This is a genomic window from Ruegeria sp. AM1, from assembly GCF_056540745.1.
The window spans coordinates 401,806-424,794 of record NZ_JBQFXH010000002.1; the positions used below are offsets into that span (position 1 = coordinate 401,806).

At 58.9% G+C, this 22,989-nt stretch carries 24 protein-coding genes; 12 read left to right on the plus strand and 12 right to left on the minus strand.

Annotation, left to right across the window (positions count from 1 at the left end; genetic code table 11):
• Positions 1–10 precede the first annotated feature (10 nt).
• Positions 11–676, plus strand: a complete 666-nt coding sequence (locus ACR0I7_RS09835; RefSeq protein ID WP_480510471.1) for a DsbA family protein — start codon at positions 11–13, stop codon at positions 674–676.
• A gap of 63 nt (positions 677–739) precedes the next feature.
• Here ACR0I7_RS09835 and lpxK read toward each other — a convergent pair whose 3' ends face one another.
• Genes lpxK through ACR0I7_RS09855 form a run of 4 tightly spaced genes read right to left on the minus strand, consistent with a single transcriptional unit; the run spans position 740 to position 5,090 of the window.
• On the minus strand, positions 740–1,738 hold the full coding sequence (lpxK, locus tag ACR0I7_RS09840; RefSeq protein WP_480510472.1) for a tetraacyldisaccharide 4'-kinase: 999 nt from the start codon (positions 1,736–1,738) through the stop codon (positions 740–742).
• Complete coding sequence (locus tag ACR0I7_RS09845; RefSeq protein WP_480510474.1) at positions 1,725–2,960, minus strand: 3-deoxy-D-manno-octulosonic acid transferase; 1,236 nt, start codon at positions 2,958–2,960, stop codon at positions 1,725–1,727. Before ACR0I7_RS09845 ends, lpxK begins: the two co-directional genes overlap by 14 nt.
• A complete protein-coding gene (locus ACR0I7_RS09850) occupies positions 2,957–3,757 on the minus strand; it encodes a 3'(2'),5'-bisphosphate nucleotidase CysQ (RefSeq protein ID WP_480510476.1) in 801 nt (266 codons plus the stop codon). The genes ACR0I7_RS09845 and ACR0I7_RS09850 overlap by 4 nt, the downstream gene beginning before the upstream one ends.
• Positions 3,744–5,090: a TldD/PmbA family protein gene (locus ACR0I7_RS09855; RefSeq protein ID WP_480510478.1), complete on the minus strand. Its 1,347-nt coding sequence runs from the start codon at positions 5,088–5,090 to the stop codon at positions 3,744–3,746. The genes ACR0I7_RS09850 and ACR0I7_RS09855 overlap by 14 nt, the downstream gene beginning before the upstream one ends.
• A gap of 215 nt (positions 5,091–5,305) precedes the next feature.
• Between ACR0I7_RS09855 and ACR0I7_RS09860 the strand changes: the two genes are divergently transcribed.
• Positions 5,306–5,983 (plus strand): FkbM family methyltransferase, encoded by a 678-nt coding sequence (locus tag ACR0I7_RS09860; protein ID WP_480510480.1) that lies wholly within the window; start codon positions 5,306–5,308, stop codon positions 5,981–5,983.
• A 51-nt stretch (positions 5,984–6,034) separates the two neighbouring features.
• On the opposite strand, the gene ACR0I7_RS09865 is transcribed toward ACR0I7_RS09860, so the two are convergent.
• Positions 6,035–7,558, minus strand: coding sequence for a DUF2125 domain-containing protein (locus tag ACR0I7_RS09865; protein WP_480510482.1), 1,524 nt, complete (start codon positions 7,556–7,558; stop codon positions 6,035–6,037).
• 133 nt (positions 7,559–7,691) lie between these two features.
• Here ACR0I7_RS09865 and ACR0I7_RS09870 point away from each other — a divergent pair, with 133 nt between their 5' ends.
• Genes ACR0I7_RS09870 through ACR0I7_RS09880 form a run of 3 tightly spaced genes read left to right on the plus strand, consistent with a single transcriptional unit; the run spans position 7,692 to position 9,780 of the window.
• Positions 7,692–8,441, plus strand: coding sequence for an SDR family oxidoreductase (locus tag ACR0I7_RS09870; RefSeq protein ID WP_480510484.1), 750 nt, complete (start codon positions 7,692–7,694; stop codon positions 8,439–8,441).
• Positions 8,438–9,046: an enoyl-CoA hydratase/isomerase family protein gene (locus ACR0I7_RS09875; protein ID WP_480510486.1), complete on the plus strand. Its 609-nt coding sequence runs from the start codon at positions 8,438–8,440 to the stop codon at positions 9,044–9,046. Before ACR0I7_RS09870 ends, ACR0I7_RS09875 begins: the two co-directional genes overlap by 4 nt.
• A complete protein-coding gene (locus ACR0I7_RS09880; RefSeq protein WP_480510488.1) occupies positions 9,043–9,780 on the plus strand; it encodes a VOC family protein in 738 nt (245 codons plus the stop codon). Before ACR0I7_RS09875 ends, ACR0I7_RS09880 begins: the two co-directional genes overlap by 4 nt.
• On the opposite strand, the gene ACR0I7_RS09885 is transcribed toward ACR0I7_RS09880, so the two are convergent.
• Complete coding sequence (locus ACR0I7_RS09885) at positions 9,781–10,077, minus strand: HNH endonuclease (protein WP_480510490.1); 297 nt, start codon at positions 10,075–10,077, stop codon at positions 9,781–9,783.
• Between the two features lie 48 nt (positions 10,078–10,125).
• Between ACR0I7_RS09885 and ACR0I7_RS09890 the strand changes: the two genes are divergently transcribed.
• Positions 10,126–11,304, plus strand: coding sequence for a TIGR03862 family flavoprotein (locus tag ACR0I7_RS09890; RefSeq protein ID WP_480510492.1), 1,179 nt, complete (start codon positions 10,126–10,128; stop codon positions 11,302–11,304).
• 22 nt (positions 11,305–11,326) lie between these two features.
• Here the strand turns inward: ACR0I7_RS09890 and holA are convergent, their stop codons facing one another.
• The 4 genes from holA to ACR0I7_RS09910 all read right to left on the minus strand — a co-directional run bounded on the left by holA (position 11,327) and on the right by ACR0I7_RS09910 (position 15,958).
• Entirely contained in the window at positions 11,327–12,355 is a 1,029-nt protein-coding gene (gene holA / locus ACR0I7_RS09895) for a DNA polymerase III subunit delta (protein WP_480510494.1), read from the minus strand.
• Positions 12,352–12,843: an LPS assembly lipoprotein LptE gene (gene lptE, locus ACR0I7_RS09900; protein ID WP_480510496.1), complete on the minus strand. Its 492-nt coding sequence runs from the start codon at positions 12,841–12,843 to the stop codon at positions 12,352–12,354. Before lptE ends, holA begins: the two co-directional genes overlap by 4 nt.
• On the minus strand, positions 12,830–15,397 hold the full coding sequence (gene leuS / locus ACR0I7_RS09905) for a leucine--tRNA ligase (RefSeq protein WP_480510498.1): 2,568 nt from the start codon (positions 15,395–15,397) through the stop codon (positions 12,830–12,832). The genes lptE and leuS overlap by 14 nt, the downstream gene beginning before the upstream one ends.
• 72 nt (positions 15,398–15,469) lie before the next feature.
• Positions 15,470–15,958, minus strand: coding sequence for a DUF3576 domain-containing protein (locus ACR0I7_RS09910; protein WP_480510500.1), 489 nt, complete (start codon positions 15,956–15,958; stop codon positions 15,470–15,472).
• A 313-nt stretch (positions 15,959–16,271) separates the two neighbouring features.
• Here ACR0I7_RS09910 and ACR0I7_RS09915 point away from each other — a divergent pair, with 313 nt between their 5' ends.
• Both ACR0I7_RS09915 and ACR0I7_RS09920 read left to right on the plus strand, forming a co-directional pair.
• Positions 16,272–17,252, plus strand: a complete 981-nt coding sequence (locus tag ACR0I7_RS09915; protein ID WP_480510502.1) for a porin — start codon at positions 16,272–16,274, stop codon at positions 17,250–17,252.
• Positions 17,253–17,354: 102 nt separating this feature from the next.
• Entirely contained in the window at positions 17,355–18,014 is a 660-nt protein-coding gene (locus ACR0I7_RS09920; protein ID WP_480510503.1) for a YggS family pyridoxal phosphate-dependent enzyme, read from the plus strand.
• Here ACR0I7_RS09920 and ACR0I7_RS09925 read toward each other — a convergent pair.
• Both ACR0I7_RS09925 and ribA read right to left on the minus strand, forming a co-directional pair.
• Positions 17,998–18,498, minus strand: coding sequence for a L,D-transpeptidase family protein (locus ACR0I7_RS09925; protein WP_480510505.1), 501 nt, complete (start codon positions 18,496–18,498; stop codon positions 17,998–18,000). The genes ACR0I7_RS09920 and ACR0I7_RS09925 overlap by 17 nt on opposite strands.
• Positions 18,495–19,589, minus strand: a complete 1,095-nt coding sequence (gene ribA, locus ACR0I7_RS09930; protein WP_480510507.1) for a GTP cyclohydrolase II — start codon at positions 19,587–19,589, stop codon at positions 18,495–18,497. The genes ACR0I7_RS09925 and ribA overlap by 4 nt, the downstream gene beginning before the upstream one ends.
• A 163-nt stretch (positions 19,590–19,752) precedes the next feature.
• Between ribA and ACR0I7_RS09935 the strand changes: the two genes are divergently transcribed.
• The 4 genes from ACR0I7_RS09935 to trxA all read left to right on the plus strand — a co-directional run bounded on the left by ACR0I7_RS09935 (position 19,753) and on the right by trxA (position 22,963).
• A complete protein-coding gene (locus ACR0I7_RS09935; RefSeq protein ID WP_058283107.1) occupies positions 19,753–20,439 on the plus strand; it encodes a response regulator transcription factor in 687 nt (228 codons plus the stop codon).
• A gap of 235 nt (positions 20,440–20,674) precedes the next feature.
• Positions 20,675–21,067, plus strand: a complete 393-nt coding sequence (locus ACR0I7_RS09940; RefSeq protein ID WP_480510509.1) for a GFA family protein — start codon at positions 20,675–20,677, stop codon at positions 21,065–21,067.
• A 103-nt stretch (positions 21,068–21,170) separates the two neighbouring features.
• Complete coding sequence (locus ACR0I7_RS09945) at positions 21,171–21,959, plus strand: exodeoxyribonuclease III (protein ID WP_480510511.1); 789 nt, start codon at positions 21,171–21,173, stop codon at positions 21,957–21,959.
• Between the two features lie 86 nt (positions 21,960–22,045).
• On the plus strand, positions 22,046–22,963 hold the full coding sequence (gene trxA / locus ACR0I7_RS09950) for a thioredoxin (protein WP_480510513.1): 918 nt from the start codon (positions 22,046–22,048) through the stop codon (positions 22,961–22,963).
• The last annotated feature ends 26 nt before the right edge of the window (positions 22,964–22,989 follow it).

Sequence of the window (22,989 nt, forward strand, 5' to 3'; positions counted from 1 at the left end):
AGGGCTGAGAATGAGCCGTATTGCAACCGTAATATGTGCGGCCGTTGCCGTCGCCGCTGGCGGCTACTGGCTGACACAAACGTCGAATACCGCACCTGCAAATGTGCTGGTTGGTGCTGCTGAGGCGCAGGATGCCGATCTGGATACATCGACCATTGTTGAGATGGTTCTGGGGGCCGAAGATGCGCCCGTCGAGATTGTGGAATATGCGTCCTACACTTGCCCGCATTGCGCGAATTTCCATGCGGGGCCCTACAAGCAGCTTAAGAAAGACTTTATCGATACCGGAAAGGTAAAGTTCACCTATCGCGAGGTCTATTTTGATCGCTACGGTCTGTGGGCGTCGATGGTGGCGCGCTGCGCCGGGCCCGAAAAGTTCTTTGGCATCACCGATCTGATCTATCAGGGCCAGGGTGAGTGGACCCGCGCCGGTGGGCCTGCCGAAATCGTGGAAGAGCTGCGCAAGATCGGCCGTCTTGCCGGGATCGAGAACGATCAGCTTGAGGCTTGTCTGCAGGACGGCACCCGCGCACAGACTCTGGTCGCGTGGTATCAGGAAAACGCCGAGCGCGACGGCGTGCAGGCTACCCCGTCCTTCGTGGTGAACGGCAAAAAGGTCGAAAACCAGTCTTACGAAGAGTTCAAGAAGCTGATCGAAGAAGAGCTGGGCAACTGACGACAGTGGCGCTGGGCGGTTTGATCCGGCCAGCGTCTGACCCGTGCCAGCCAGCTGGGTTCTTCATGGCGCGGGTGCGGCCTTGAGCAGCATATCCCTGACCATTTCCGCCTGATGCACCTGCAATCGAACGGGCAGGGTGATCACTTTGCTGCGGAACGCTGGCGGCAGACGCACAGCGTCTTTTTCCGTTGTCACCATCTGCGCACCCAAGGCGGCCGCTTCGCTCTCGAGCCGCGTCATCAGAGCGGGTGTCAGCGGTTGATGATCATCCAGCGCCTCGGCGCGCAGCAGGTTTGCACCTTGTTGCCGAAGGGTTGCAAAAAACTTGTCCGGGTGGCCGATCCCGGCAAAGGCAAGAACGGTGCTGTCGCGCCAGTCCATGCCCGTCTGCAAGGGTTTCACTTCACCACTAGCACGCGGAGGAGTGACGACCTTGCTCCAGTGGTCCGAGAACAGCGTCTGGGCCGCATCGTCGCCGAGAGACATCACAAGATCGGCCCGTTTCAACCCGATATCGACCGGTTCCCGCAATGGCCCGGCTGGCAGGCACAACCCATTGCCAAAGCCGCGTGCGGCATCGACAACGACGATCGAGAAATCCTTGGCGACGGATGGGTTCTGGAACCCATCATCCAGCACAATGACCGTCGCGCCGTCCATGGCCGCGGCACGCGCACCAGCCGCCCGGTCTTTGGCGACCCAGACTTCGGAAAATGCGGCCAGCAATAGCGGCTCGTCGCCAACCTGTGCAGCGGTGTGTCTGGCGGGGTCGACCCGTACCGGACCCGGTAAAGAGCCACCATGCCCTCGGGTTACGATATGTGGCCGATGACCCGCGTCGCGCAGTTGCTCGACCACCCAGATTGCGGTGGGGGTTTTGCCAGTGCCGCCGGCATTCAGGTTGCCGATACAGATCACCGGGATGCCGGGGTTGATGCCTTTATCCGAGGCAAGGCGGCGCGCGGTGGCTTTTGCATAGATATGACCCAGAGGGGCCAGCAGCCGGGCACGCAGGGCTGGCCGGTCGGCTGGCGTGTTCCAGAAATCAGGCGCCCGCATCGTTGACACTCCGTTCGTCCAGAACTTCCTGAACCATATCAATCAGCATATCAGCCTGCGGCGCGCCTTCGGTCACCAATTGCCAGCCCGCCAGCGCCATATCAGCAGCGCGATCCGGGGCCAGCAGCTCGACCACAGCATCGCCCAGTTCGGTTGCTGATCGTATGCTGCGGGCCGCATTGACCTGTTCCAGTTGATCATAAACCGACTGATGCTTGCCGACATAGGGGCCGTGGATGACAGCTGACCCCAACGCTGTCGCCACCAGAGGATCACATCCCCCGGCATCGCGCTCCATCGAGCTGCCCATGAACGTGACGGGCGAAACCCGATGCCACAGCCCCAGATCTTCGGGGTCTGATGACAGGATCACCTGAGTGGTATCTTCGATCATCTGGCCGTCAGCTGAGTCGATGCAACGCAGATCCATTGTCTCAAGCCTGCGCAGCAAAGGCGCGGCTTCTGTGGTGTCGGCAACATGCAGCACCAGTGCGAGGCGCGGTAGCATCCGCAGGGCCTGCCTGTGGGCGCTGAGGACTGAGATGAATTCCTTGTCTTGAACCCATGCGGCCAGCCACACAGGGCGTCCGGCGAAGGCATCGTTGACTTCGATCAGCTCATCTTCAGGCCAGGGCATTGGTGTCGGACTGATATGCAGCGGCGGCGATATGGACACTTTTGAGCCGGGAACCCCCAGCCGCCTGATCTGACGCACCGTGTTTTCCGATGATGCAAGGATGGTCTGAAAGCAGTCAAAGGTATAGCGGTTGATATCCGGCAGCCATTTCCCGCCGCGCCCGGCTCTGACGTCAAGATCGGCCTCAAGCAGAATCAGCGGGATGTTCCGTTCTTCGGCGCGGGTAATGATGTTGGGCATCAGCCCGCCGCCGACCCAGATGCCTATATCCGGCTGCCAGTGGTCCAGAAACCCGCGTGCTGCCCCCGTTTGTTCCGGCGGGAGGTTCACAATGGGGTAGTCCTGTTCGTCCCACTCCTGCAGATCGGTATCGGGCGGCGCCGTGATCAGCAGGGACAGCCCGGGCCGCGCCGGCAGCAAGCGGCGGCAAAAATCGTCAACGACCCGCAATCGATCCGATTTGTCGATGTGAATCCACAAAAGCTCACCTGCCGGACGGGGCGGAAGGGGCTCGCCGTTGTTGCCCGAAACACCCCAGGACAACACCCGATACGCCGCCAGGCTGAGGGATCGGGGCTTGCTCATGTTTGGGTCCCACCGTCGGTGATATCAAGCTGCGCCGAGAGCAACGCATGCAGACCCGCACCGGCCCCGATCACGCCATTCAGATGCGGCCGGGCATTGTTGAACCGCAGCGGTTGCCCCAACCGGTCCGAGCAGACACCGCCCGCCTCGCGCAGGATCAGGTCGCCCGCCGCAATGTCCCATTCCCAGCTGGGGCGCAGCGTGAGCATGGCGTCGAACCTGCCCTGCGCAACCAGCGCCATCCGATAGGCCAGCGACGGGCGGTAAGAGCGTTTGAATTCTGGCGGGTGGCAGTTTCGCCAGTGGCGCGGGGCGAGATTCGGTTTCGCTGCCAGCACATCAGCCTCGCCAAACGCATTGACTTGCGAGGCGTTTATGGTGACCCCGTTCAGCTTAGCCCCCTGACCCAGAGCTGCCGTGAACATCAGATCGCGCAGCGGCAGATAGATTACCGCAGCCGTGATCTTGCCCTGCTCTGCCACCGCCAGCGAATGCGCCCATGTACGCGATCCTTCGGCAAAGCTGCGGGTGCCATCAATCGGGTCGATGATGAACACCTGATCACGCGAAAGGCGGTCTGGGTTGTCCTCGGTTTCCTCGCTCAGCCAGCCATAGCCGGGCCGCGCCGCGGGCAGCCGCTGTTCGAGCATCGCGTTGACGGCCAGATCGGCCTCGGTCACCGGGCCAGCACCTTCGGGTTTGTCCCAGCGTTGCGCCTCGGGGCCGGAATAGCGTGTGGCGATCCTTCCAGCCTCCAGCGCCGCATCGATGAGCAAGGGCAGATCAGTTGCCGGCAAGTGTCATTCCTTCGATCAACAACGATGGGACCACACGTGACAGATAAGGTCGCGCATCATTGGCGGGTATGATCCGCATCAACATGTCGCGCAGGTTGCCGGCGATCGTGCATTCGTTCACCGGATGCGTGATCTCTCCGTTCTCGACCCAGAAACCGGATGCCCCGCGGGAATAGTCGCCCGTATTGGGGTTGATGGTCGAACCGATCATGGATGTCACCAGCAGGCCGGTTCCCATGTCGCGCAACAGGTCAGCGCGGGTTTTGTCGCCTTGCGTCAGGCTGAGGTTCCAGTTGCTGGGCGACGGCGGGCCCGACACGCCCCGTGCGGCATTGCCTGTCGGGCGCATGTCCAGTTTGCGAGCGCTCGACAAATCAAGCGTCCAACCGGTCAGCACGCCATCTTCGACGATGACACGGCGTTGCGTCGGCAGACCTTCGGCGTCAAACGGGCGCGATCCCGCGATCCGCGGGCGGTGCGGGTCTTCGACCAGCGAGAGATGTGCAGGCAGAACTTGCTGACCCAGAGATTCCTTCAGCCAGGACGCGCCCCGCGCAATCGCAGCGCCGTTGCTGGCTGCCAGCAGATGACCGATCAGCGAGGATGAAATGCGTTCGTCGAACACCACCGGAAAGCTGCCGGTTGCAGGTTTTTGCGCCCCAACCAGTTGCACCGCGCGCTCACCTGCGGTCCGTCCGATTTCGGCAGGGTCGCGCAGATCAGACTGAAAGCTGCGGCTGTCTCCGTCATAATCACGCTCCATTCCGGTGCCTTCGCCCGAGATTGCAACACAGGAGATCGAGCGGCTGGTGCGCGTGTAGCCACCGGAAAACCCGTTTGTTCCGGCAAGGTGTACGACATGTGCGCCGTAGGCCGCCGCCGCATCCGACACTTGTGACACCCCGTCGATGCCTAACGCGGCGGCCTCGGCCGCAAGGGCATCCTGCATCAATGCATCTGCAGACGGTTCGGGCGACGGGTCAAACAGCTCAATTGCCTCACTATCCCAGTTCTGAGACAGCTGGTCCGGCTCAGCGAGACCTGCAAATGGATCCTCGGGCGCTTCGCGCGCCATTGCGACGGCGCGTTCTGCCATTGCGGTCAGTGTCCCGGGCCGCGCGTCTGAGCTGGATACGATAGCTTGCCGTTTTCCGATCAGGACCCGCAAGCCCAGATCTGTGCTTTCAGCCCGCTCCGCATGTTCCAGCGCCCCGGACCTGACTTCTACCGAAACAGATGAGCCATCTATGACGATGGCATCGGCTGATTCCGCCCCCGCCTGGCGCGCGGCATCCAGCAGTTGATAAGAGATTTCTTCGGGCGTTCTGGACATGGGGCCTCCGTCTGACTGCACTGGACCTAGCCTTGGACCGCACATCCCGCAAGGCCTGCGGACGGATTGAAGGCGGTGAGACCAGGAAAACTCAAGGAAAATCGAACCTTCCGGGTGTGGACGAAAGCTGCAGCGCTGGCGCAGCACATGGGGTATAACGCGGTAAGCAACTCGCTGTTTCCGGCGGGGAGAAGAGGTGAGTAGGGAAATACATAATGCAGGATCATCTAAACTTGCGCGGGGTTCGAATTCCAAATGACCCTGACATCATTACGCCGCAGGTCCGCCGGGCAATTCGGGCCGAACGGTACGAAAAGGACGAAGTGAACGGATTGCCGAAATTCATCGACCCCGAGGATAGCGTTGTCGAATTGGGCGCGGGCATTGGTTTCATCTCTTCTTTTCTGAAAACCCAGTTGGGCGTGCGCAAAGCGGCATGTGTCGAGGCAAACCCCACATTGTGCAAATTCATCACCCGCGTTCACGAGGCCAACGGGATCAACGATGTCGAGGTTCATAATGCCGTCGCGCTGAGTGATGCGCACCCCCTTGGCGACGCCAGTTTCTATGTGCGCGATCCCTTTTGGTCCTCGTCCATGGACCCGAAACCCGAGTATGTCGCTGAGGTCAGCGTTCCCAAGATCCACCTGTCAGACATGTTGCGGCAAACCGGTGCCAATGTGTTGATTGTCGATATCGAGGGCGGCGAAAAGGTTTTGTTTGACGGGATGGACTTGGTGGATGTGCAAAAGGTCTATCTTGAAATCCACACGCGCAAGATCGGTCTGCGTGGCATCAAGGCCTGCTTTGATGATCTGTCTGCCCTGGGTTTTGTATATGACCAGCGGGTCAGCTCTGGTGGTGCGGTGCTGTTCCGCCGTCTTCGCGGGTAGCGACACCAGAGTGGAAAAAGACCGCCGGGGCGGTCTTTTTCTTGGGTGAGATCATTTGATCCGCTGACCGTTCGCCAGAATTTGGCCGTCTTCGGTAAATTCGATGGTCGAGTTCAGCGTGTCCGGCTCTTCGCCCGGCACCGCCATCATGCCCATCATCATCCGTGCGCCCATGGCATCGCTTTCCGCCAGCAGGCCCATGCCGATCAGCTTATCGATCAGAGCATTTGCGCCAACAAGTTTCAGATTCGCGATGCCTGCGGGGATCGGAAGATCGTCGAACGACTCCGAGTTCGAGTTGTCGAAGGTGAAATCGCCGTCACCGGTCAGTTCCGCACCGACAAGCGACACGAGCAACTCGTTCACTTTCAAAGAATGCAACTCACCGGGGGCCTCATCCGACGTATCCAGCGATTCCGTTACCTCCGGATCGAGGAAGTTCACCAGAACTTTGGCAGTGCCCGAAGTGTCCAGCGCGATGGTGGCCGGATCACGCGGCAGATTGCCTGCCGGGTCAAACATGCTCCACAACACGTCGGACATGGTGAATTCGGTCAGGTTCAGGCCAAAGCCAAAGGGCTGCACTTCGTCAGACGCCTGAATCGGGAATTCGAATTTCAGGCCAGCTTGCTCCATCGCGATTTCGATCGGGAACGGCAGATCGGCTGTGGTTACCGCCAGTTTCGTGCTGTTCTGCGACACATCATAGGCAAGACGCTCGGCATCGATACTGGCCGAGAATTGCCCCCCTTCTGAGCTGCTGCTCATCGAGAATTCTTCGCCTTCGCTCACGCCTTCGATGCTGGTTTCACCCGCCGCATAGGCAAAGTCACCCGCAAAGGAGAAGCCAGCGTCATAAGTGGCCTGAATATCCGCAAAGTTAAAATCGGCGGGAACAACGTTCTGACCTTCAAAGGTCAGTTGCTCAAGCTTGCCTGAGATCCTTCCGGTTTCATCGCCCTCGGGCTCGTCAAACATCAGGTTGTAGGTCAGATCGGCGGCAGTAAAGCTCTGCTCGATATCACGGGTCTCACCGATCAGCATCCGGGATGTGCCGGCCAGATCATTCATCGAGACGTTTACGGCCAGGACATCGTCTGGCATGGTTTCGCCATCGACCTCGACCTTGTCCAGCGTGATGCCGATGCTATCCGCCGTGTAGTCATAGGTCATGTCTTCGGGCGAGCCGGAAACCGTCATCTCAAGCTGGCTGTGGGTGTACAGGATATCGGCCGAAAACTCTTCGCCATCCGCACCGCCCGAGATGTTCATTGGCATGGTTTCGGGGAAACTGATGCTCACGGTGCCGTCGCCGTTTTCGGTCAGCGTCATTTCGGGCACGATCATGTCGAATTGCCCGTCTTCTTCGGGAAACTCGATCGACATGGTCAGATTCGAGATGGTGGTGACGTCGCCCGAGACAGTTTCGTCTCCGCTCACGACATAGCCCATGTTGCTCATATAAGCTTGCCAATCCGCCCAGACATCCTGAGCGGTGACATCAGCAAATGCACCTTGGGTAATGACAGCATAGGCCAAAGCTGCGCCGCAGCTACGGCTAAGGAAAACAGACATAAGGGAACCCTTCTTGATCAATTTGCGCGCATCGTCGTGTTTGCAGCGGCCATCGTCAAGGGGGCAAGGGCTGGACCAATTCCCCCTTCGCGGGGTACGACGTTAGATAATCTCAATATTTAAGGGTTAGGGAATGCAGATGCAGGGGAAAACAGTACTTATCACCGGCGCCAGCCGGGGCATCGGTGCCGAGGCCGCGCGCATTTTTGCAGCTGCGGGTGCCAATGTTGCCCTTGCTGCCCGCAGCCGGGATCAGATTGATGCGCTGGCGGCGGCTCTGGGAGAAAATGCAATTGCTCTGGCTTGTGACGTAAGCGATTTTGTTCAGGTAGAACAAGCCGTTGCCGATTGTGTGGACCGGTTTGGCGGGGTGGATGTGCTGATAGGCAACGCAGGTGTGATCGAGCCGATTTTTCACCTGTCCAATGCTGATATAAATGCCTGGAGTCAGGCTATCGACATCAACCTCAAGGGTGTTTTCTATGGGATGCGTGCTGCATTGCCGATCATGAAAGCTGCGGGCGGCGGGACTGTTCTGACGGTGTCTTCGGGTGCTGCATCAAATCCTGTTGAGGCATGGAGCCACTATTGCACGTCCAAAGCCGGCGCGAAGATGCTGACCGAGTGTCTGCACCTGGAAGAAGCGCATCATGGTATTCGCGCCATGGGGCTGTCGCCCGGTACCGTCGCGACAGATATGCAGCGCGCCATCAAGACCAGCGGGATCAACCCGGTTAGCCAGCTAGATTGGGAGGACCATATCCCCGCTGACTGGCCAGCCCATGCGCTGCTGTGGATGTGTTCACCGGATGCTGATGAGTTTCTGGGCACCGAAATCTCGCTGCGGCAGGAAGATATCCGGAAAAGGGTTGGCTTGACGTGATCGAACTCAATCGCGATGGCGGGTTGTGGATCGTGACGATCAACAACCCCTACAAGGCCAACGCTCTGACAAGGGCGATGTTGACCGAACTGGCCGAGATTGCCGAGGCCGCGACCGAGGCAAGGGCGCTGATCCTGACCGGTGCGGGCAAGGTTTTCAGCGCGGGTGCCGATCTTGAAGAGGCGCGCGCGGGGCTGGCAACCTCGGATGTGTGGGAGCGGTTGTCTGGTGCGATTGCCGCGTTGCCGTGCCTGACCGTTGCGGCGTTAAATGGAACGCTGGCCGGTGGTGCAAACGGGATGGTTCTGGCCTGTGATCTGCGGATCGCGGTGCCTTCGGCAAAGTTTTTCTACCCGGTGATGAAGCTGGGCTTTCTGCCGCAACCGTCTGATCCAAAACGCATGGCGGCCTTGATCGGGCCGTCCAGAACCAGGTTGATCCTGATGGCAGGGCAAAAGATTTCGACGCACGAGGCCTATGCCTTTGGTCTGGTGGATCGCGTGGTCGAACCGGGCGAGCTGATGCAGACGGCGCGCGAGCTGGTTGCCGACAGCCTGGGCGCTGACCCCAAGATTGCCGCGGGTATCGCGCAACTCTGCGCATGAGACTGGCGGCTTTGCATCTGCGGGTCGCGGACCCCGATCTTCTGGCCGGGTTCTATCGTGATGTGCTGGGCATGTCCGTGCGGCAGGAGGGGGCCAATCGACGGGTTGGATATGACGGGCAGGATGCGGACATTCTGCTGATCCCCGGCGGCAGCACCTATAGCCACGATCGCGGTCAACGATACTGGAAGATTGGGATCACCTTGCCGGATGTTGATCTGGCCGCAGCGTATCTGCGCAAGCAAAACGCCCCGGTGACGGAACCGGATCAGTTCCTCGATATCGGCTATATGTGCCACCTGACCGACACCGAAGGTTTTGTCATCGAGTTGCTGCAGCATGATTTCAAGGATAACCGTCCAGAGCATTCCGGGAATGCCACAGCCCCCTTCGCCGAGGCGCGCGTCGGGCAGATCACGCTGCGCACGGGCGATATCACGGCCGAAGATGCGTTTTGGCGCGCGCAGGGGATGAGCTTACTATCGATCCAGGAAGTCGAGCCCTACGGCTTTGACCTGCATTTCTATGGGTATACCGACGAGACCCCGCCGCACGCAGATTTATGGAGCGTTGAAAACCGCGAATGGCTGTGGAAGCGCTCATACACGTTGCTAGAGTTTCAGCACGTCGCCGGCGCGCAATTCGCACCCGTGCCAGAGTATCTGGGGATCGAAATCGAAGACCTTGCCACCCCTCTGAGCGATGCTTTTGGAGGTCAGGTGTGGCCCGGTTGATCAGCGCCTGTGTCGCTTGCCCGGCACCTTCGATCGGAAGCCGGGCGGACGTTTGCGGACCCAGTTGAGGAATTTCTCAAGTCTCGGATGCGCCTGCAGAGCCCCGATAGTGTTGAAATCACGTGCCAATTCCGCCTCGGTCAATGTAGCGTGGATCTCTTTGTGGCAGATTTGGTGCAGCAAGACGGTTGGTCCGCCCTTGCCTCCTTTGAGTTTTGGGATCAGATGATGCAGGCTGGCGCTCCCGCTGGGGATCGGGCGATTGCAAAGGGGGCAGATTGGGTCGCTATGTGTCATCGCAACAGCAAATTTGCGCTGAATGCGTAACAAGGCAAGAGGACAACGATGGCGCCAACTGTTGTGATCGGTGCAGGCCCCGCCGGGCTGATGGCGGCCGAACAACTGGCGGATGCCGGGCATTCGGTGACGGTGGCCGAGGCAAAACCTTCGGTCGCGCGCAAGTTTCTGATGGCGGGAAAATCCGGTCTGAACCTGACCAAGGATGAGCCATTTGAAAACCTGATAGCGTCTTATGGCGAGGCGGCTGCATGGCTGGTGCCCGTCATTGCCGAATTCGACGCGCAAGCCGTTCAGGACTGGGCAGCAGATCTGGGGCAGGTGTTGTTTGTGGGCTCCACCGGGCGCGTCTTTCCCAAATCAATGAAGGCCTCGCCATTGCTGCGGGCATGGTTGAGCCGGTTGGACCGAAAAAATGTCCGGATCGAGACGCGCTGGCGTTGGACCGGGTGGCAGGACGGTGCTTTGGCCTTTGAGACGCCTGATGGCTCCCGGTTGGAGCGTGCCGATGCCACTGTGCTGGCTTTGGGCGGGGCTAGTTGGGCGCGGTTGGGCTCAGACGGTGCCTGGGCGGATATCCTTGCCGAGAGCGGTATCGGGCTAACCCCTTTTGCGCCAGCCAATGCGGGCCTGATGATCACGTGGTCAGCACATATGCGTAGCCACTACGGGCAGCCGCTCAAAGGCATCGCTCTGCGGGCTGGGTCGATGATAAGTCGGGGTGAAGCAGTCGTTTCTGCACGTGGTCTGGAAGGCGGCGGTGTCTATGCGATCTGCAAGGCGGTGCGTGAGGGGGCCGATCTGTTTATCGATTTGATGCCCGATCTGTCGCAGGACCAGATCGTCGCGCGGCTGCGCAAACCGCGCGGCAAGGCGAGCCTGTCCAACCACTTGCGCAAAACACTGCGGCTGGGCGCTGTGCGCAGCGCGGTGTTGATGGAGTTCGTCCGTCCGCTTCCTGTTGATCCGCTGGAATTGGCCAGGCTTATCAAGGCAGTCCCTGTTCGTCATGCCGGGCTGCGTCCGATGGACGAGGCAATTTCTACTGCAGGTGGTGTTCCCCGGGCCGCGCTGGATGATGGTCTGATGTTACAGGCCCTGCCGGGCGTGTTCTGCGCTGGCGAGATGTTGGATTGGGAAGCACCGACAGGGGGCTATCTGTTGACGGCCTGTCTGGCCACGGGGCGCTGGGCAGGGCGGTCCGCCGCCAGCTGGCTGAGCCAGTAGGCAGCTGACTAGGGCCGGGATGTCAGCGCGTCCGCGCCAGCATGGCCAGACGGATCATCGCACGTTCGACCAGCGCCATGGCGGGTGCTGTCTGCCCGGCAGAGCGCAAAGACAGGTCCGTATCCGTCAGAACAGTCAGCGCCGTCTGCAGTTTTGCAGCCCCCCAGCCCTGTGCCTGCCGCAATATCCGGTCGCGCCGTTTGCCATAGACCGGGGGCCGTAATTTGCCGATGCCCTGCGCCGCGCCACCCGGATCGGCGGCGCAGGCATAAAGGGTGCGAAAGTGCCGGGTAGCACCGATGCACAAGGTCACGCCGTTGGTGCCCTGTGCCTGCAAGCGCTTGATCAACGGTCCGATCTCACCCGTGCGGCCTTCGGCGACAACGTTCAGTACATCGTCCAGCGCGGCCTCGGTCGATTGTGGGGCGCAGGCTTCGATATCTTCGATTGTCAGCTCTGCGCTGTCGCCGCGCTTGTAAAGCGCCAGTTTTTCAACAGTTTGCGCAAAGTCTCCGGGGCTGAGGTTCACGGCCAACTCGCTGAGCGCCGACATGGAATCGCGCGATATGTTCTGCAATCCGGCCTGTGTCAGCAGCCGTTCGACCTCGGCCCGCGAGGGGGGATCGTCATAGATGCCAACCGCAAATGATGCCGGGTGAGATTCAAACGCCTTTCGGATCTTTGAACTGGGTTTGAGCTGACCCGCCGCGACAATAATCTGCGCATCGCCCGGCGCCCAGTCTTCCAGCGCCGAGAGGATGGCCGGGGCTGCGGTGTCCGTTGCATCTTCGACAAAAACAGCGCGCGGACCGGGGAAAAAGCCAACCGCCTTGACAGCATCCAGCAGCAAAGCCGGGTCGCCGCGTAAATCCGATCCCGGCATTCGGGTCAGGCGCATCTCTTCTTCGGCACCGGGCCCCAGCAGCGCCGCCAGCACCTGCTGCCGTTTCAGGGCGACACGCATCGCATCTGTGCCATAGATCAGCAGCCCGGTCTTATTCGCATCCGGCTTGGCAAAATAACCCTCTGCCTCGCGCGGGCTCAGCTTCATGTGGCCAGACCCGGCGTGGCATAGAGGTGGGTAACGATCTGATCCGAGAGAATCTTCATCAACCGCTCTTTTCCGGCGCGCTCGTCAGCAAGCGTCGACACGGTCGAACCGGCGGCAGAATAACCCACGAAATCGGTGACCGTGCCCGAGGCGAGGATCTGGTCCGTTTCATTCGATCTCAGTGAGAAATTAGCTTGGCCATCAATCGTGTAGCGGTTGGTTTCATTTGTTGTTGTGATCGCTGCGGCCCGAACAACGGTCGAAACGTTGACGTCCAGACGATAGGCGTTGCCGGACGTGGCGCTGCGGCCCAGTTCCTGTTCGAGGTTCTGGACCAGAAGATAGCTGTCGGCGGTGTTCGGGGCGGATACCGCCACTTTGCCAAACAGGTTTGAACCGGAACCGCCCGGCGCATAAACCGGTTCAAAGCCGCAGGCGGCCAGCGCCAACGGCATCAACAGCAGGGATCTGCGATCAAACAACGACATTTACGATTCGGCCCGGAACAACGATCACCTTCTTGGGCGCATTGCCATCCAGCGCCTTTTGCACAGCTTCGGTGCTGAGCGCGATTTTTTCAACCTTTGCCTTGTCCATATCCTTGGCAACACTGATTTCCGCGCGGCGCTTGCCGTTGATCTGGATCGGCAGGGTGACGGTGTCATCGACCAGCATCGCCTCGTCTGCCACCGGCCATGGAGCGGTGGCGATCAAACCTTCACCGCCCTGATGGGCCCAGATGTCTTCGGCCAAATGCGGCGTCATCGGCGACATCAGCTGTGCCAGAGTTTTGATCGCCTGTTTCTGAGCCGCTGCGCCTGCTTTGGATTTGGCAAGCGTATTGGTGAACGCATAGAGCTTGGCGATGGCGGCGTTGAAGCCAAAACTCTCTACGCCCAGTGTCACATCGCGGATGGCCTTGTGCATCTCGCGCAGCAGGTCCTCATCCCCTTCGCCCTTTGCGTCGGGGTCCATGGCTCCGATCTTGTCACACAGATTCCAGACGCGGTTAAGATGCTTATAGGCGGCCTCGGCCCCGGCTGCTGTCCATTCCACGTCCCGTTCGGGTGGCGAATCGGACAGCACGAACCAGCGCGCAGTATCTGCACCAAAGGCCGAGATGATGCTGACCGGGTCGACCACGTTTTTCTTGGACTTCGACATCTTGGCTGAGGGGATGATCTCAACCTCGGTGCCGTCGGCTAGTTTGCCGTCGGTCACATCCTCGGGCAGGTGATAGACCGGGCGGCCATTTTTGTCGCGCGTTTGATAGATTTCATGCGTTACCATGCCTTGGGTGAACAGCGCATCGAAGGGTTCGATGGCCTTCTTCGGCAGGTGCCCGGTGATGTTCATCGCCCGTGCGAAGAAGCGGGAATAGAGCAGGTGCAGAATCGCATGCTCGATGCCACCAATATACTGATCGACATTCATCCAGTATTCGGCCTCGGCCAGATCGGTGGGCGTTTCGGCGCGCGGGGCGGTGAAACGGGCGAAGTACCAGGACGAATCGACAAATGTATCCATCGTGTCGGTCTCGCGCTTGGCGGGTGCGCCGCAGGCCGGGCAGGCGCAGTCGCGCCATGTTGGATGGCGATCCAGCGGGTTGCCCGGTTTGTCAAAGGTGACATCGTCGGGCAGGCGGATCGGCAGGTTCTCTTTCTTCTCGGGTACCACACCGCAGGTGTCGCAATGGACAACCGGGATCGGACAGCCCCAGTATCGTTGACGGCTGAGGCCCCAATCGCGTAGGCGGTATTTGGTGACACCGGTGCCGATGCCGCGCTCTTCGAACCAGATAATGGCGTGGTCGATCGCCTCCTGGCCGGTCATCTGGTCGGGGCCGCGGACCGGGCGGATATATTCTACGGTTTCGTCCTTGGTGGGGACAAAAGGCTCCTGCTGGATCGGGTTCCAATCGATGTCATCGCGTCGGTCAGACCCTTCGGGGCGGAAGACATCCACAATGCGCAGGCCGTATTTGCTGGCAAAGTCATGGTCGCGTTGGTCATGCCCGGGGCATCCAAAGATTGCGCCGGTGCCGTAGTCCATCAGGATGAAATTGGCGATATAGACCGGCAACTCATCCACAAACCGTCCCGGCAGATGTGCTTTGATCCCGGTGTCAAAGCCCAGCTTTTCGGCCGTTTCAATTGCCTCTTCGGTGGTGCCGCCTTTGCGGCATTCGGCGCAGAATGCCGCAATGTCAGGGTTCTCTGCCTCAAGCGCGCGCGCGATCGGGTGATCGGGGGAAATTCCAACAAACGAGGCGCCAAAGATCGTATCGGGGCGAGTCGTGTAAATCTCAACGCTTTCAAACCCTTGGGGTGCGCCCTCTAGATCAAAGCTGAACTGCGCGCCGCGTGACTTTCCGATCCAGTTTTCCTGCATCAGCCGCACTTTGGCGGGCCAGTTCTCAAGCGCATCCAGCGCTTCCAGCAGCTCTTCGGAGTAGTCCGAGATCTTAAAGAACCACTGCGTCAGTTCGCGCCGCTCCACCAGAGCGCCCGAGCGCCAGCCGCGCCCGTTTTCAACTTGTTCATTGGCCAGAACGGTCATGTCGACCGGATCCCAGTTCACCACGGCGTTTTTGCGGTAAACCAGTCCAGCCTCAAGCATATCGAGGAACAGCGCCTGCTGTTGGCCATAGTATTCAGGGTCGCAGGTCGCAAACATACGAGACCAATCGATAGCAAAACCCATCGGCTTCATCTGAGCGACCATCTCTTCGATGTTTGCATAGGTCCAATCTTTGGGATGGCCCCCAATGGCCATAGCGGCGTTTTCTGCGGGCATACCGAAAGCGTCGAAACCCATTGGGTGCAGAACATTGAACCCGCATGCAATCTTGTAGCGGGCTATCACGTCTCCCATCGTGTAGTTGCGTGTGTGTCCGATGTGAATGCGCCCTGACGGATAGGGGAACATTTCAAGCACATAGTATTTCGGCTTGTCCGCTGTGCGGTTGGCAGTGAAAATCCCGGCCTTGTCCCAGGCCTCTTGCCATTTAGCTTCGATTTCGGTGGCCGAGTAACGCGACATCGTGCTGTCCTTCGTAAATAAAAACGCCGGGTAGGGACCCGGCGTGGTGATAGTGTGAATTTCGGCGGGTTTCTAGAGCTTGTTGTCCGCGATGCGTAGCTGCCGCGCGCGCGAAAGTATTGCGTCTTCAACTGCGCGGGTTGTAGTCGCACTGACCGGGGCACCACCGCTGGTCTGCAGCGAAACTGACAGCGAACGCGCCGCGAGGGCGGGATCACTGATGTGGACAGTTGCGCGATAGGACCGGCCGCCACCGGGCGGGGTCCCGTAACCCGTTACGATTACACCTGTAAACGGATCGACTTCCTGCACGGGCAGGAAATTTAGAACATCGAGAGAGGCGCTCCAGAGGTACCTGTTTACCTGCGTGGTCTGTTCGCTGTTGTTGGGGCCAAACAAATCCCAGATGGTTGAACGATTCGGATCGTCCAACTCTGCTTCGGCCGAAGGGCCACCACCGAGTGATTTTGGATTATATTCTGGAGGTCCCGATCGGTTGCGCCCACAAGACGCAATAGTTCCCGTTATTATGATCAAACCCAAAATCGTCAGCAGGCGCATCGTTGCAGGTCCTGTTTCACTAGTTGTGCCGTGTTTGATGGATACTCCTAGAGAAGGAGAAGTCCTGCAACAACCCTAATCTTCCCATACATATCTGCGCGACAGGCAGTGGCTGGCGGATCAAGTCAGTTTTCGGGCCGAGTTTCACCTGACGCCACTGTGGCATCCTTGCACCAATTCGGCCCGAATGACGTCCCGCCTTTTATGCCATGCTTGCGCTTTGGGGGGGAAAAGAGCGAAACGATGTCCGTGCTGAGACATATGCAGCATGCATGTGTCGAGTAGATAATTTTTTGAAACCGAGGGAAACAAGATGAAAAAAGTTCTCTTCGCATCGACCGCACTGATCGCAACCGCAAGTGTTGCAGCGGCCGAAGTTAAGCTCGGCGGTTACGGCCGCTTTGGTATTGGTTATCTCGAGGATCGCTCGACAACCAACGACAACATCGATGACACCATCCTGGTCTCGCGCTTCCGTCTGAACATCGACGGCATCGTCGAAACAGACAACGGCGTTCGCTTTGAAGGTCGTGTTCGCCTGCAAGCTGACGAAAACGCCAGCACTGGCGAAGCTAACGCAGCTGGTCTGAACGGCGCGCGTTTCTCGGTCATCTATGGTGGTCTGCGTGTTGACGCCGGCAACGTTGCGGGTGCTTTCGACAACCTGGCAAACTACTACGGTAACGAGCCTGGTCTGGAAAACTTCATCGGCCAGTACTCGGGCGTTGACTATGACTTCCTGGCCTACTCGTCGACTGGCGCAGGTGCTAACGCTGTATTCTTCCAGTACGCCGTTGGTGACTTCGCGTTTGGTGCGTCTTATGACCAAAACACCACGAACAATGGTAACGCCGCCCTGAGCGGTGCCGATCAGTGGGACATCAGCGCAACCTACACCTTCGACAACATCACCGCCGCTCTGGCCTATGGTCAGACCGACAGCAACACTGGCGCTGACCCGAGCCTGCTGGTTCTGACCCTGGGTGCAGAATTTGGTGACTTCTCGGGCACCCTGTTCATTGGTGACGAAGAAGATACAGCTGCAAACAGCGCTGGTGAAGCAACCGACGGCACCGTTTGGGGTCTGTCGGCAGCCTACAACCTGGGCGCCGCGACTACTCTGACCTTCGCTTACGGTGACGGTTCGGCTGATGGCGACACCCAGCAGTACGGCATCGGTGCCATCTACGACCTGGGTGGCGGTGCATCGCTGCGCGGTGGTATCGGCAACAGCAAAGTCGGCAGCGCTGACGGTCAGCTGCGTGCGGACTTCGGTGCTCAGTTCAACTTCTAAGTTGATCTGAACCACAAGGTTCAAGGGCAGGTCTTCGGGCCTGCCCTTTTCTTTTGCGCTAACTTAGTGTTTCTCTGCGCGAGGAACAGATTGAGGAGCGTCATGTCTCTGCAGGACATCACCACCCGTATCGCAGCAGCCGAAAACGCAGCCGGTCGCCCGGCGGGATCAGTGAAGCTGGTCGCGGTTTCCAAAGTGCAGCCCAACGATCGTGTTGAGGCCGTCCTGGAACAAGGGCACCGCTGTTTTGGTGAAAACCGTGTGCAGGAGGCGTCGGCTAAGTGGCCCGATTTCAGGGCGCACTTCGCAGATATTGATCTGCATCTTATCGGGCCGTTGCAGACTAACAAAGCCAAACAGGCGATGGAGCTCTGCGACGCTATTCACTCCGTCGACCGTCCGAAACTTGCGAAGACGCTTGCCCGACTAGCGCAGGAAACTGGCGCATGCCCGGATCTGTTCATCCAGATCAACACCGGCGAAGAACAGCAAAAGGCTGGTGTTATGCCTGCTGATGCGGATGGGTTTGTTGCGGAATGTCGCAGTCTGGACCTGCCCGTTCGCGGGCTCATGTGTATTCCGCCGGTGGACGAGGAGGCTTCGCTTCATTTTGCGCTGCTGTCCAAGATTGCAACGCGCAACGGTTTGCAGGGGCTGTCCATGGGGATGAGCGGTGATTTTGAAGTGGCTATCGCGTTGGGGGCAACCCATGTACGCGTCGGGTCCGCGATCTTTGGTGAGCGGGTTAAGCCGGCGGAATGATCACGCGGGTGCCGGGTTCGATATGCTGTGCGATCCAGTGCAAATGATCCCGGCGAAACGCCAGGCACCCTTCGGTGGGATAACCCGGACGGCGCCATTGGTGGATAAAGATGGCAGAGCCATGCCCCGGCACAGCATTGGGCCAGTTCCAGTCCGTCATCAGAACCAGATCATATAGAGGGTCAGCGCGGCGCAGCTTTTCGTGGCTAAACGTGTGCGGCGCTCTGACCAAATGATTGTAATCGCGATCTGCGACATCGTCTGACCAAAGGTCATTGGGGCCGATGGGGCGTGCCCAGCGCGCCGGCGGTGGGATGCGATCTGGGCGAAACAGCATTCCGGCGATCCGGTGGACCCCTGTTGGTGTCGCGCCGTCACCTTCCTGTTTGTTGCGGCTCAGGCCGCCCTTGCCGATTGAACAGGGGAACCGATATCCGCGAAATCGCACCCCATTTGGTGTGAGGACCAGATCGTGTGGCCTCACAGCAAATGGCCTGACTTGGCCGCTTTGGTCGCCAGATACCCGCGATTATGAGCCGTTTCACCAACCTTGAGGGGGACGCGTTCTGTCACTGCGATGCCGGTGCGTTCCATCATTGCGATTTTGGCAGGATTGTTGGTGAGCAGCCGTACCGAACGAAATCCAAGCGATTTCAGAATGTCCGACCCAACGCGGAAATCGCGTTCGTCATCCTCAAACCCGAGCCGGTGGTTGGCCTCAACGGTGTCAAACCCCTGATCCTGCAGGAAATAAGCGCGCATTTTGTTTGCCAGGCCGATGCCGCGACCTTCCTGGTTCAGATACAGCAGAACACCTGCGCCCTCGGTGCCCATCTGGGTCAGCGCGCCGCGCAACTGTGGCCCGCAGTCACATTTCAGGCTTCCCATCAGATCACCTGTGAAGCAGGCAGAATGCAGCCGTGCAAGGACGGGTTTGTTGCGATCAGGTTGCCCAATTTCGACGGCATAATGTTCTTCACCACCGTCTTCGGGGCGAAAAACGTGCAGCCGCCCCGCCTCGGACACCTCCATCGGCAGGCGGGCGGCGACCACCGCGTGCAGGGTGCTGCGATCAGTCAAATGCGGAGCCGCGCGCGTATGATCAACATGGGTCAGGCCGTGCGCGGCGGCAAAAACGGGACCATCTTCAACCGAGATCACCACGGCAGAGGGCAGAAGACGCGCGGATTTGGTTAGCACAATTGCTACGCGATGCAAATTGGCATTGCCCTGCCTTTCCGTCATCAATGGCCCCTTCATCGGGGTGCTTAGATCATCGGAAGGGTCAGCAACGGCCTGCACCCAGGCGATATCTGCGTCAGAGGGGATAACCACGCGCGCCAGATCGCCATCATAGGCGCGCGCCTTGAGGGTTTCGGCCCGCCGTCCGGTGATCGCAACGACCGGATCACCATCAAGCCCTCGGATATCTGCCAGGCGTTGCGGGGTCAGCGTTTCTGACGCCAGCGCTAATACACTGTGCCCGCTGTCGTCGGTCAGCGCCACTGGTACGCCCATGCGTAGGTCGGCGCGGGCGCGCGCCAGCAATTCCGTGATATCGGGAATAAGACTCATTCTGTGTTACCCTGTAACGTTCAGGCATTCTCGTAACTCGTTCTGCAGGAAATGTGAAACATTTCCGCCGTGATAGACACGAGGCCGTGAGACGATTGCAGCAAAGCTTGCTGATTGCGTGGTCCGCGCGCAATTGATGCAAAAGGCTTAGGAGGACGTGGATATGGCACAGCTCAAGAAAATCCTGTTGGTGGATGACGACGAAGACCTGCGCGAAGCGCTCAGCGAGCAACTGGTGATGACCGAGGACTTCGATGTGTTTGAGGCGCATGACGGTCAATCCGCGATGGAGCGGGCCCGTGAAGCTATCTATGATCTGGTTATTCTTGATGTTGGCCTTCCTGATACAGACGGGCGCGAGCTGTGCCGCCTGATGCGTAAGCAGGGTGTCAAAAGCCCCATTCTGATGCTGACAGGCCATGACAGCGATGCGGATACGATCCTGGGCCTAGATGCTGGCGCCAATGACTATGTCTCGAAACCGTTCAAATTCCCGGTTCTGCTTGCCCGCATCCGTGCCCAGCTGCGTCAGCATGAACAGTCCGAAGATGCGGTTTTTGTGCTTGGGCCTTATACCTTCAAGCCAGCCATGAAGATGCTGATCACCGAAGAGGATCGCAAGATTCGCCTGACCGAGAAAGAAACCAACATTCTCAAGTTCCTGTATCGTTCGACCGACGGCGTGGTGGCGCGCGATGTGCTGCTGCATGAGGTGTGGGGATATAATGCCGGTGTCACCACTCACACGCTTGAGACACATATCTATCGTTTGCGTCAGAAAATCGAACCCGATCCCTCGAATGCGCGCCTTTTGGTCACAGAGTCAGGTGGATATAGGCTCGTTTCTTAACTGGAACTGGATTGACTTGGATCAAAGTGATACTCTGTATTCATATTAAAGTTGCTCCCAACCCGTGCATGTCCGGGTTATGACATGCACCTCCCTGTTGGACTGCCGGGCCTTTGGCCCGGCCTTTTTTTGCCAAATGGCGGAGAGGACGGGCCTCGCTAAGATCAGGTTACTGTTGTGTTAATCGCCGTGTTCTTGTAATGTTCTTAGTATTTTTGACACTTGGAGCTACGGGATGATTGAAGGAAGCTGTTGTTGCGGCGCTGTCGGATTCCAATTGAAAACGGAACCCTCGACGATGGGAACTTGTCATTGTTCGCGATGCCGCAAGGCCGGGGCCAGCACTATTGTCTTTATAAAGAAACAAGACCTGGTCTGGGTGAAGGGCAAAGAGCACGTTTCGATCTACCGCCCCGGTGCGCCCTATAAATACAACCGATGCTTTTGTGGGACTTGTGGTTCATCGCTGGGTGAAATTCTGTCCGAAGATGACAGCTTTCCAATTGCTGCAAATGCATTGGATACCGACATCAATCTCTCGGTTCGGTTTCATGAATTCGTTTCGGAGAAGCCGGGGTGGTACGACATCTGCGATGACGCGCCTCAGTCCACAGGGTACCCGGCGTAGAGGTGGTGCGCGTCCACATGGACAAGCCCCCGTTTGATTTCCGATGGCGCACCATCATGCCCCACGTTAGGTTATCCCAACCGCGATAGAGGATTCCCAAGATATGCCTTTCACTCTTGCCACCTGGAACATCAATTCGGTTCGTCTGCGCGAACCTATCGTGCTGAAATTGCTCGAGGAAGAAGCACCTGATGTGCTGTGCCTGCAAGAGTGTAAATCCCCGGTCGACAAGATCCCAACCGAAGGGTTTGCCGCGCTGGGGTACACGCACATGATTGCACGCGGGCAAAAGGGATATAACGGAGTCGCCATCCTGTCGCGCCTTTCGATGGAAGAAATCGGCGACAAGGATTTCGCAGGGCTGGGTCATGCGCGTCATATCGCGGGGCGGCTTGAGAACGGTGTGACGATTCACAATTTCTACGTCCCTGCCGGTGGTGATGTGCCCGATCGAGAGGTGAACGAGAAATTCGGGCAAAAGCTGGATTACCTCACCGACATGCGTGATTGGTTCCATGCAGAAAAACCGGAAAAGGCCATTCTGGTGGGTGACCTGAATATCGCCCCGCGCGAAGATGATGTCTGGTCCCATAAGCAGTTGTTGAAAGTGGTCTCGCACACGCCCATCGAGGTCGAGCAATTGGCCGAAACGCAAGATGCCGGTGGCTGGGTTGACATCACGCGGCAGGATATCCCCGAAGGGCAGCTTTATAGCTGGTGGTCTTACCGTGCCCGCGATTGGGATGCTGCAGACAAAGGACGGCGTTTAGATCACGTCTGGGCAACGCCTGATATCTCGAATGCGGGGCATTCCAGCCGCATTCTGCGTTCGGCGCGCGGCTGGGAAAAGCCCAGCGATCATGCGCCTGTTTTCGCAACCTTCGACGTTTGATCAAAGCGCGAATTAGAACTCGGCCCTTGGTTTCCGCGCGGTGTGGTTGCATATAGGGCGCAAGTTCGAACCGGAGAGTGATTGTTATGGACCTTCTGAACGGCGCAGCCAGCCCCGATGCCACCGACCTCATCAAAGATGGGAGCGAGGCCACATTTATGGCCGACGTGGTTGAAGCATCGCAGCACATTCCGGTTGTCGTGGATTTCTGGGCACCCTGGTGCGGCCCCTGCAAAACGCTTGGCCCCATGCTGGAAGAGGCGGTGACCGCCGCCAAAGGTGCGGTCAAGATGGTTAAGATCAATGTGGACGAGGCGCAGATGATTGCCTCGCAGATGCGCATTCAGTCGATTCCAACCGTCTATGCGTTTTACAAAGGCCAGCCCGTTGATGGGTTCCAGGGCGCGCAGTCCGGGTCCGAGATCAAGGCCTTTGTGGACCGTGTGATCGAAGCCGCGGGCGGCGAAAGCCCGGGCGGCCAGCTGGACGATGCGGTGCAAGCCGCCAAGGAAATGCTGACCGAAGGTGCCGCTGTTGATGCCGCGCAAACCTTTGCCGCGATTCTGGGCGAAGACCCCAACCATGCCGGTGCCTATGGTGGTCTGGTGCGGTCGCATATCGCATTGGGCGACATGGAGCAGGCCGAGGCGATCCTGAATGGCGCCCCTGCCGAGATTTCAAACTCCCCCGAGCTTGAGGCGGCGCATGCACAGCTTGAACTGGCTAAGCAGGCTGCAGATGCTGGTCCGGTGGCCGAACTGACCGCCGCGGTCGAGGCAGAGCCTGACAATCATCAGGCGCGGTTTGATTTGGCGCAGGCCTTGCATGCCAATGGCGATGTCGAGGAAGCGGTCGCGCAGTTGCTGGACCTGTTCCGTCGTGACCGTGAATGGAACGACGGGGCGGCCAAGGCGCAGCTGTTTACAATCTTCGATGCGCTCAAACCCAACGACCCGATTGTTCTGAACGGGCGGCGCAAGCTCAGCTCGATGATATTTGCCTAATTCCTGATCAAGGCTACACTCGGGTA

Bases quoted from the DNA above. Each gene is read 5' to 3' on its own strand.
- ACR0I7_RS09835 (WP_480510471.1), top strand. From the start codon at position 11: ATGAGCCGTATTGCAACCGTAATATGTGCGGCCGTTGCCGTCGCCGCT.
- lpxK (WP_480510472.1), bottom strand. From the start codon at position 1,738: ATGCGGGCGCCTGATTTCTGGAACACGCCAGCCGACCGGCCAGCCCTG.
- ACR0I7_RS09845 (WP_480510474.1), bottom strand. From the start codon at position 2,960: ATGAGCAAGCCCCGATCCCTCAGCCTGGCGGCGTATCGGGTGTTGTCC.
- ACR0I7_RS09855 (WP_480510478.1), bottom strand. From the start codon at position 5,090: ATGTCCAGAACGCCCGAAGAAATCTCTTATCAACTGCTGGATGCCGCG.
- ACR0I7_RS09860 (WP_480510480.1), top strand. From the start codon at position 5,306: ATGCAGGATCATCTAAACTTGCGCGGGGTTCGAATTCCAAATGACCCT.
- ACR0I7_RS09865 (WP_480510482.1), bottom strand. From the start codon at position 7,558: ATGTCTGTTTTCCTTAGCCGTAGCTGCGGCGCAGCTTTGGCCTATGCT.
- ACR0I7_RS09870 (WP_480510484.1), top strand. From the start codon at position 7,692: ATGCAGATGCAGGGGAAAACAGTACTTATCACCGGCGCCAGCCGGGGC.
- ACR0I7_RS09880 (WP_480510488.1), top strand. From the start codon at position 9,043: ATGAGACTGGCGGCTTTGCATCTGCGGGTCGCGGACCCCGATCTTCTG.
- ACR0I7_RS09885 (WP_480510490.1), bottom strand. From the start codon at position 10,077: ATGACACATAGCGACCCAATCTGCCCCCTTTGCAATCGCCCGATCCCC.
- ACR0I7_RS09890 (WP_480510492.1), top strand. From the start codon at position 10,126: ATGGCGCCAACTGTTGTGATCGGTGCAGGCCCCGCCGGGCTGATGGCG.
- holA (WP_480510494.1), bottom strand. From the start codon at position 12,355: ATGAAGCTGAGCCCGCGCGAGGCAGAGGGTTATTTTGCCAAGCCGGAT.
- lptE (WP_480510496.1), bottom strand. From the start codon at position 12,843: ATGTCGTTGTTTGATCGCAGATCCCTGCTGTTGATGCCGTTGGCGCTG.
- leuS (WP_480510498.1), bottom strand. From the start codon at position 15,397: ATGTCGCGTTACTCGGCCACCGAAATCGAAGCTAAATGGCAAGAGGCC.
- ACR0I7_RS09910 (WP_480510500.1), bottom strand. From the start codon at position 15,958: ATGCGCCTGCTGACGATTTTGGGTTTGATCATAATAACGGGAACTATT.
- ACR0I7_RS09915 (WP_480510502.1), top strand. From the start codon at position 16,272: ATGAAAAAAGTTCTCTTCGCATCGACCGCACTGATCGCAACCGCAAGT.
- ACR0I7_RS09920 (WP_480510503.1), top strand. From the start codon at position 17,355: ATGTCTCTGCAGGACATCACCACCCGTATCGCAGCAGCCGAAAACGCA.
- ribA (WP_480510507.1), bottom strand. From the start codon at position 19,589: ATGAGTCTTATTCCCGATATCACGGAATTGCTGGCGCGCGCCCGCGCC.
- ACR0I7_RS09935 (WP_058283107.1), top strand. From the start codon at position 19,753: ATGGCACAGCTCAAGAAAATCCTGTTGGTGGATGACGACGAAGACCTG.
- ACR0I7_RS09940 (WP_480510509.1), top strand. From the start codon at position 20,675: ATGATTGAAGGAAGCTGTTGTTGCGGCGCTGTCGGATTCCAATTGAAA.
- ACR0I7_RS09945 (WP_480510511.1), top strand. From the start codon at position 21,171: ATGCCTTTCACTCTTGCCACCTGGAACATCAATTCGGTTCGTCTGCGC.
- trxA (WP_480510513.1), top strand. From the start codon at position 22,046: ATGGACCTTCTGAACGGCGCAGCCAGCCCCGATGCCACCGACCTCATC.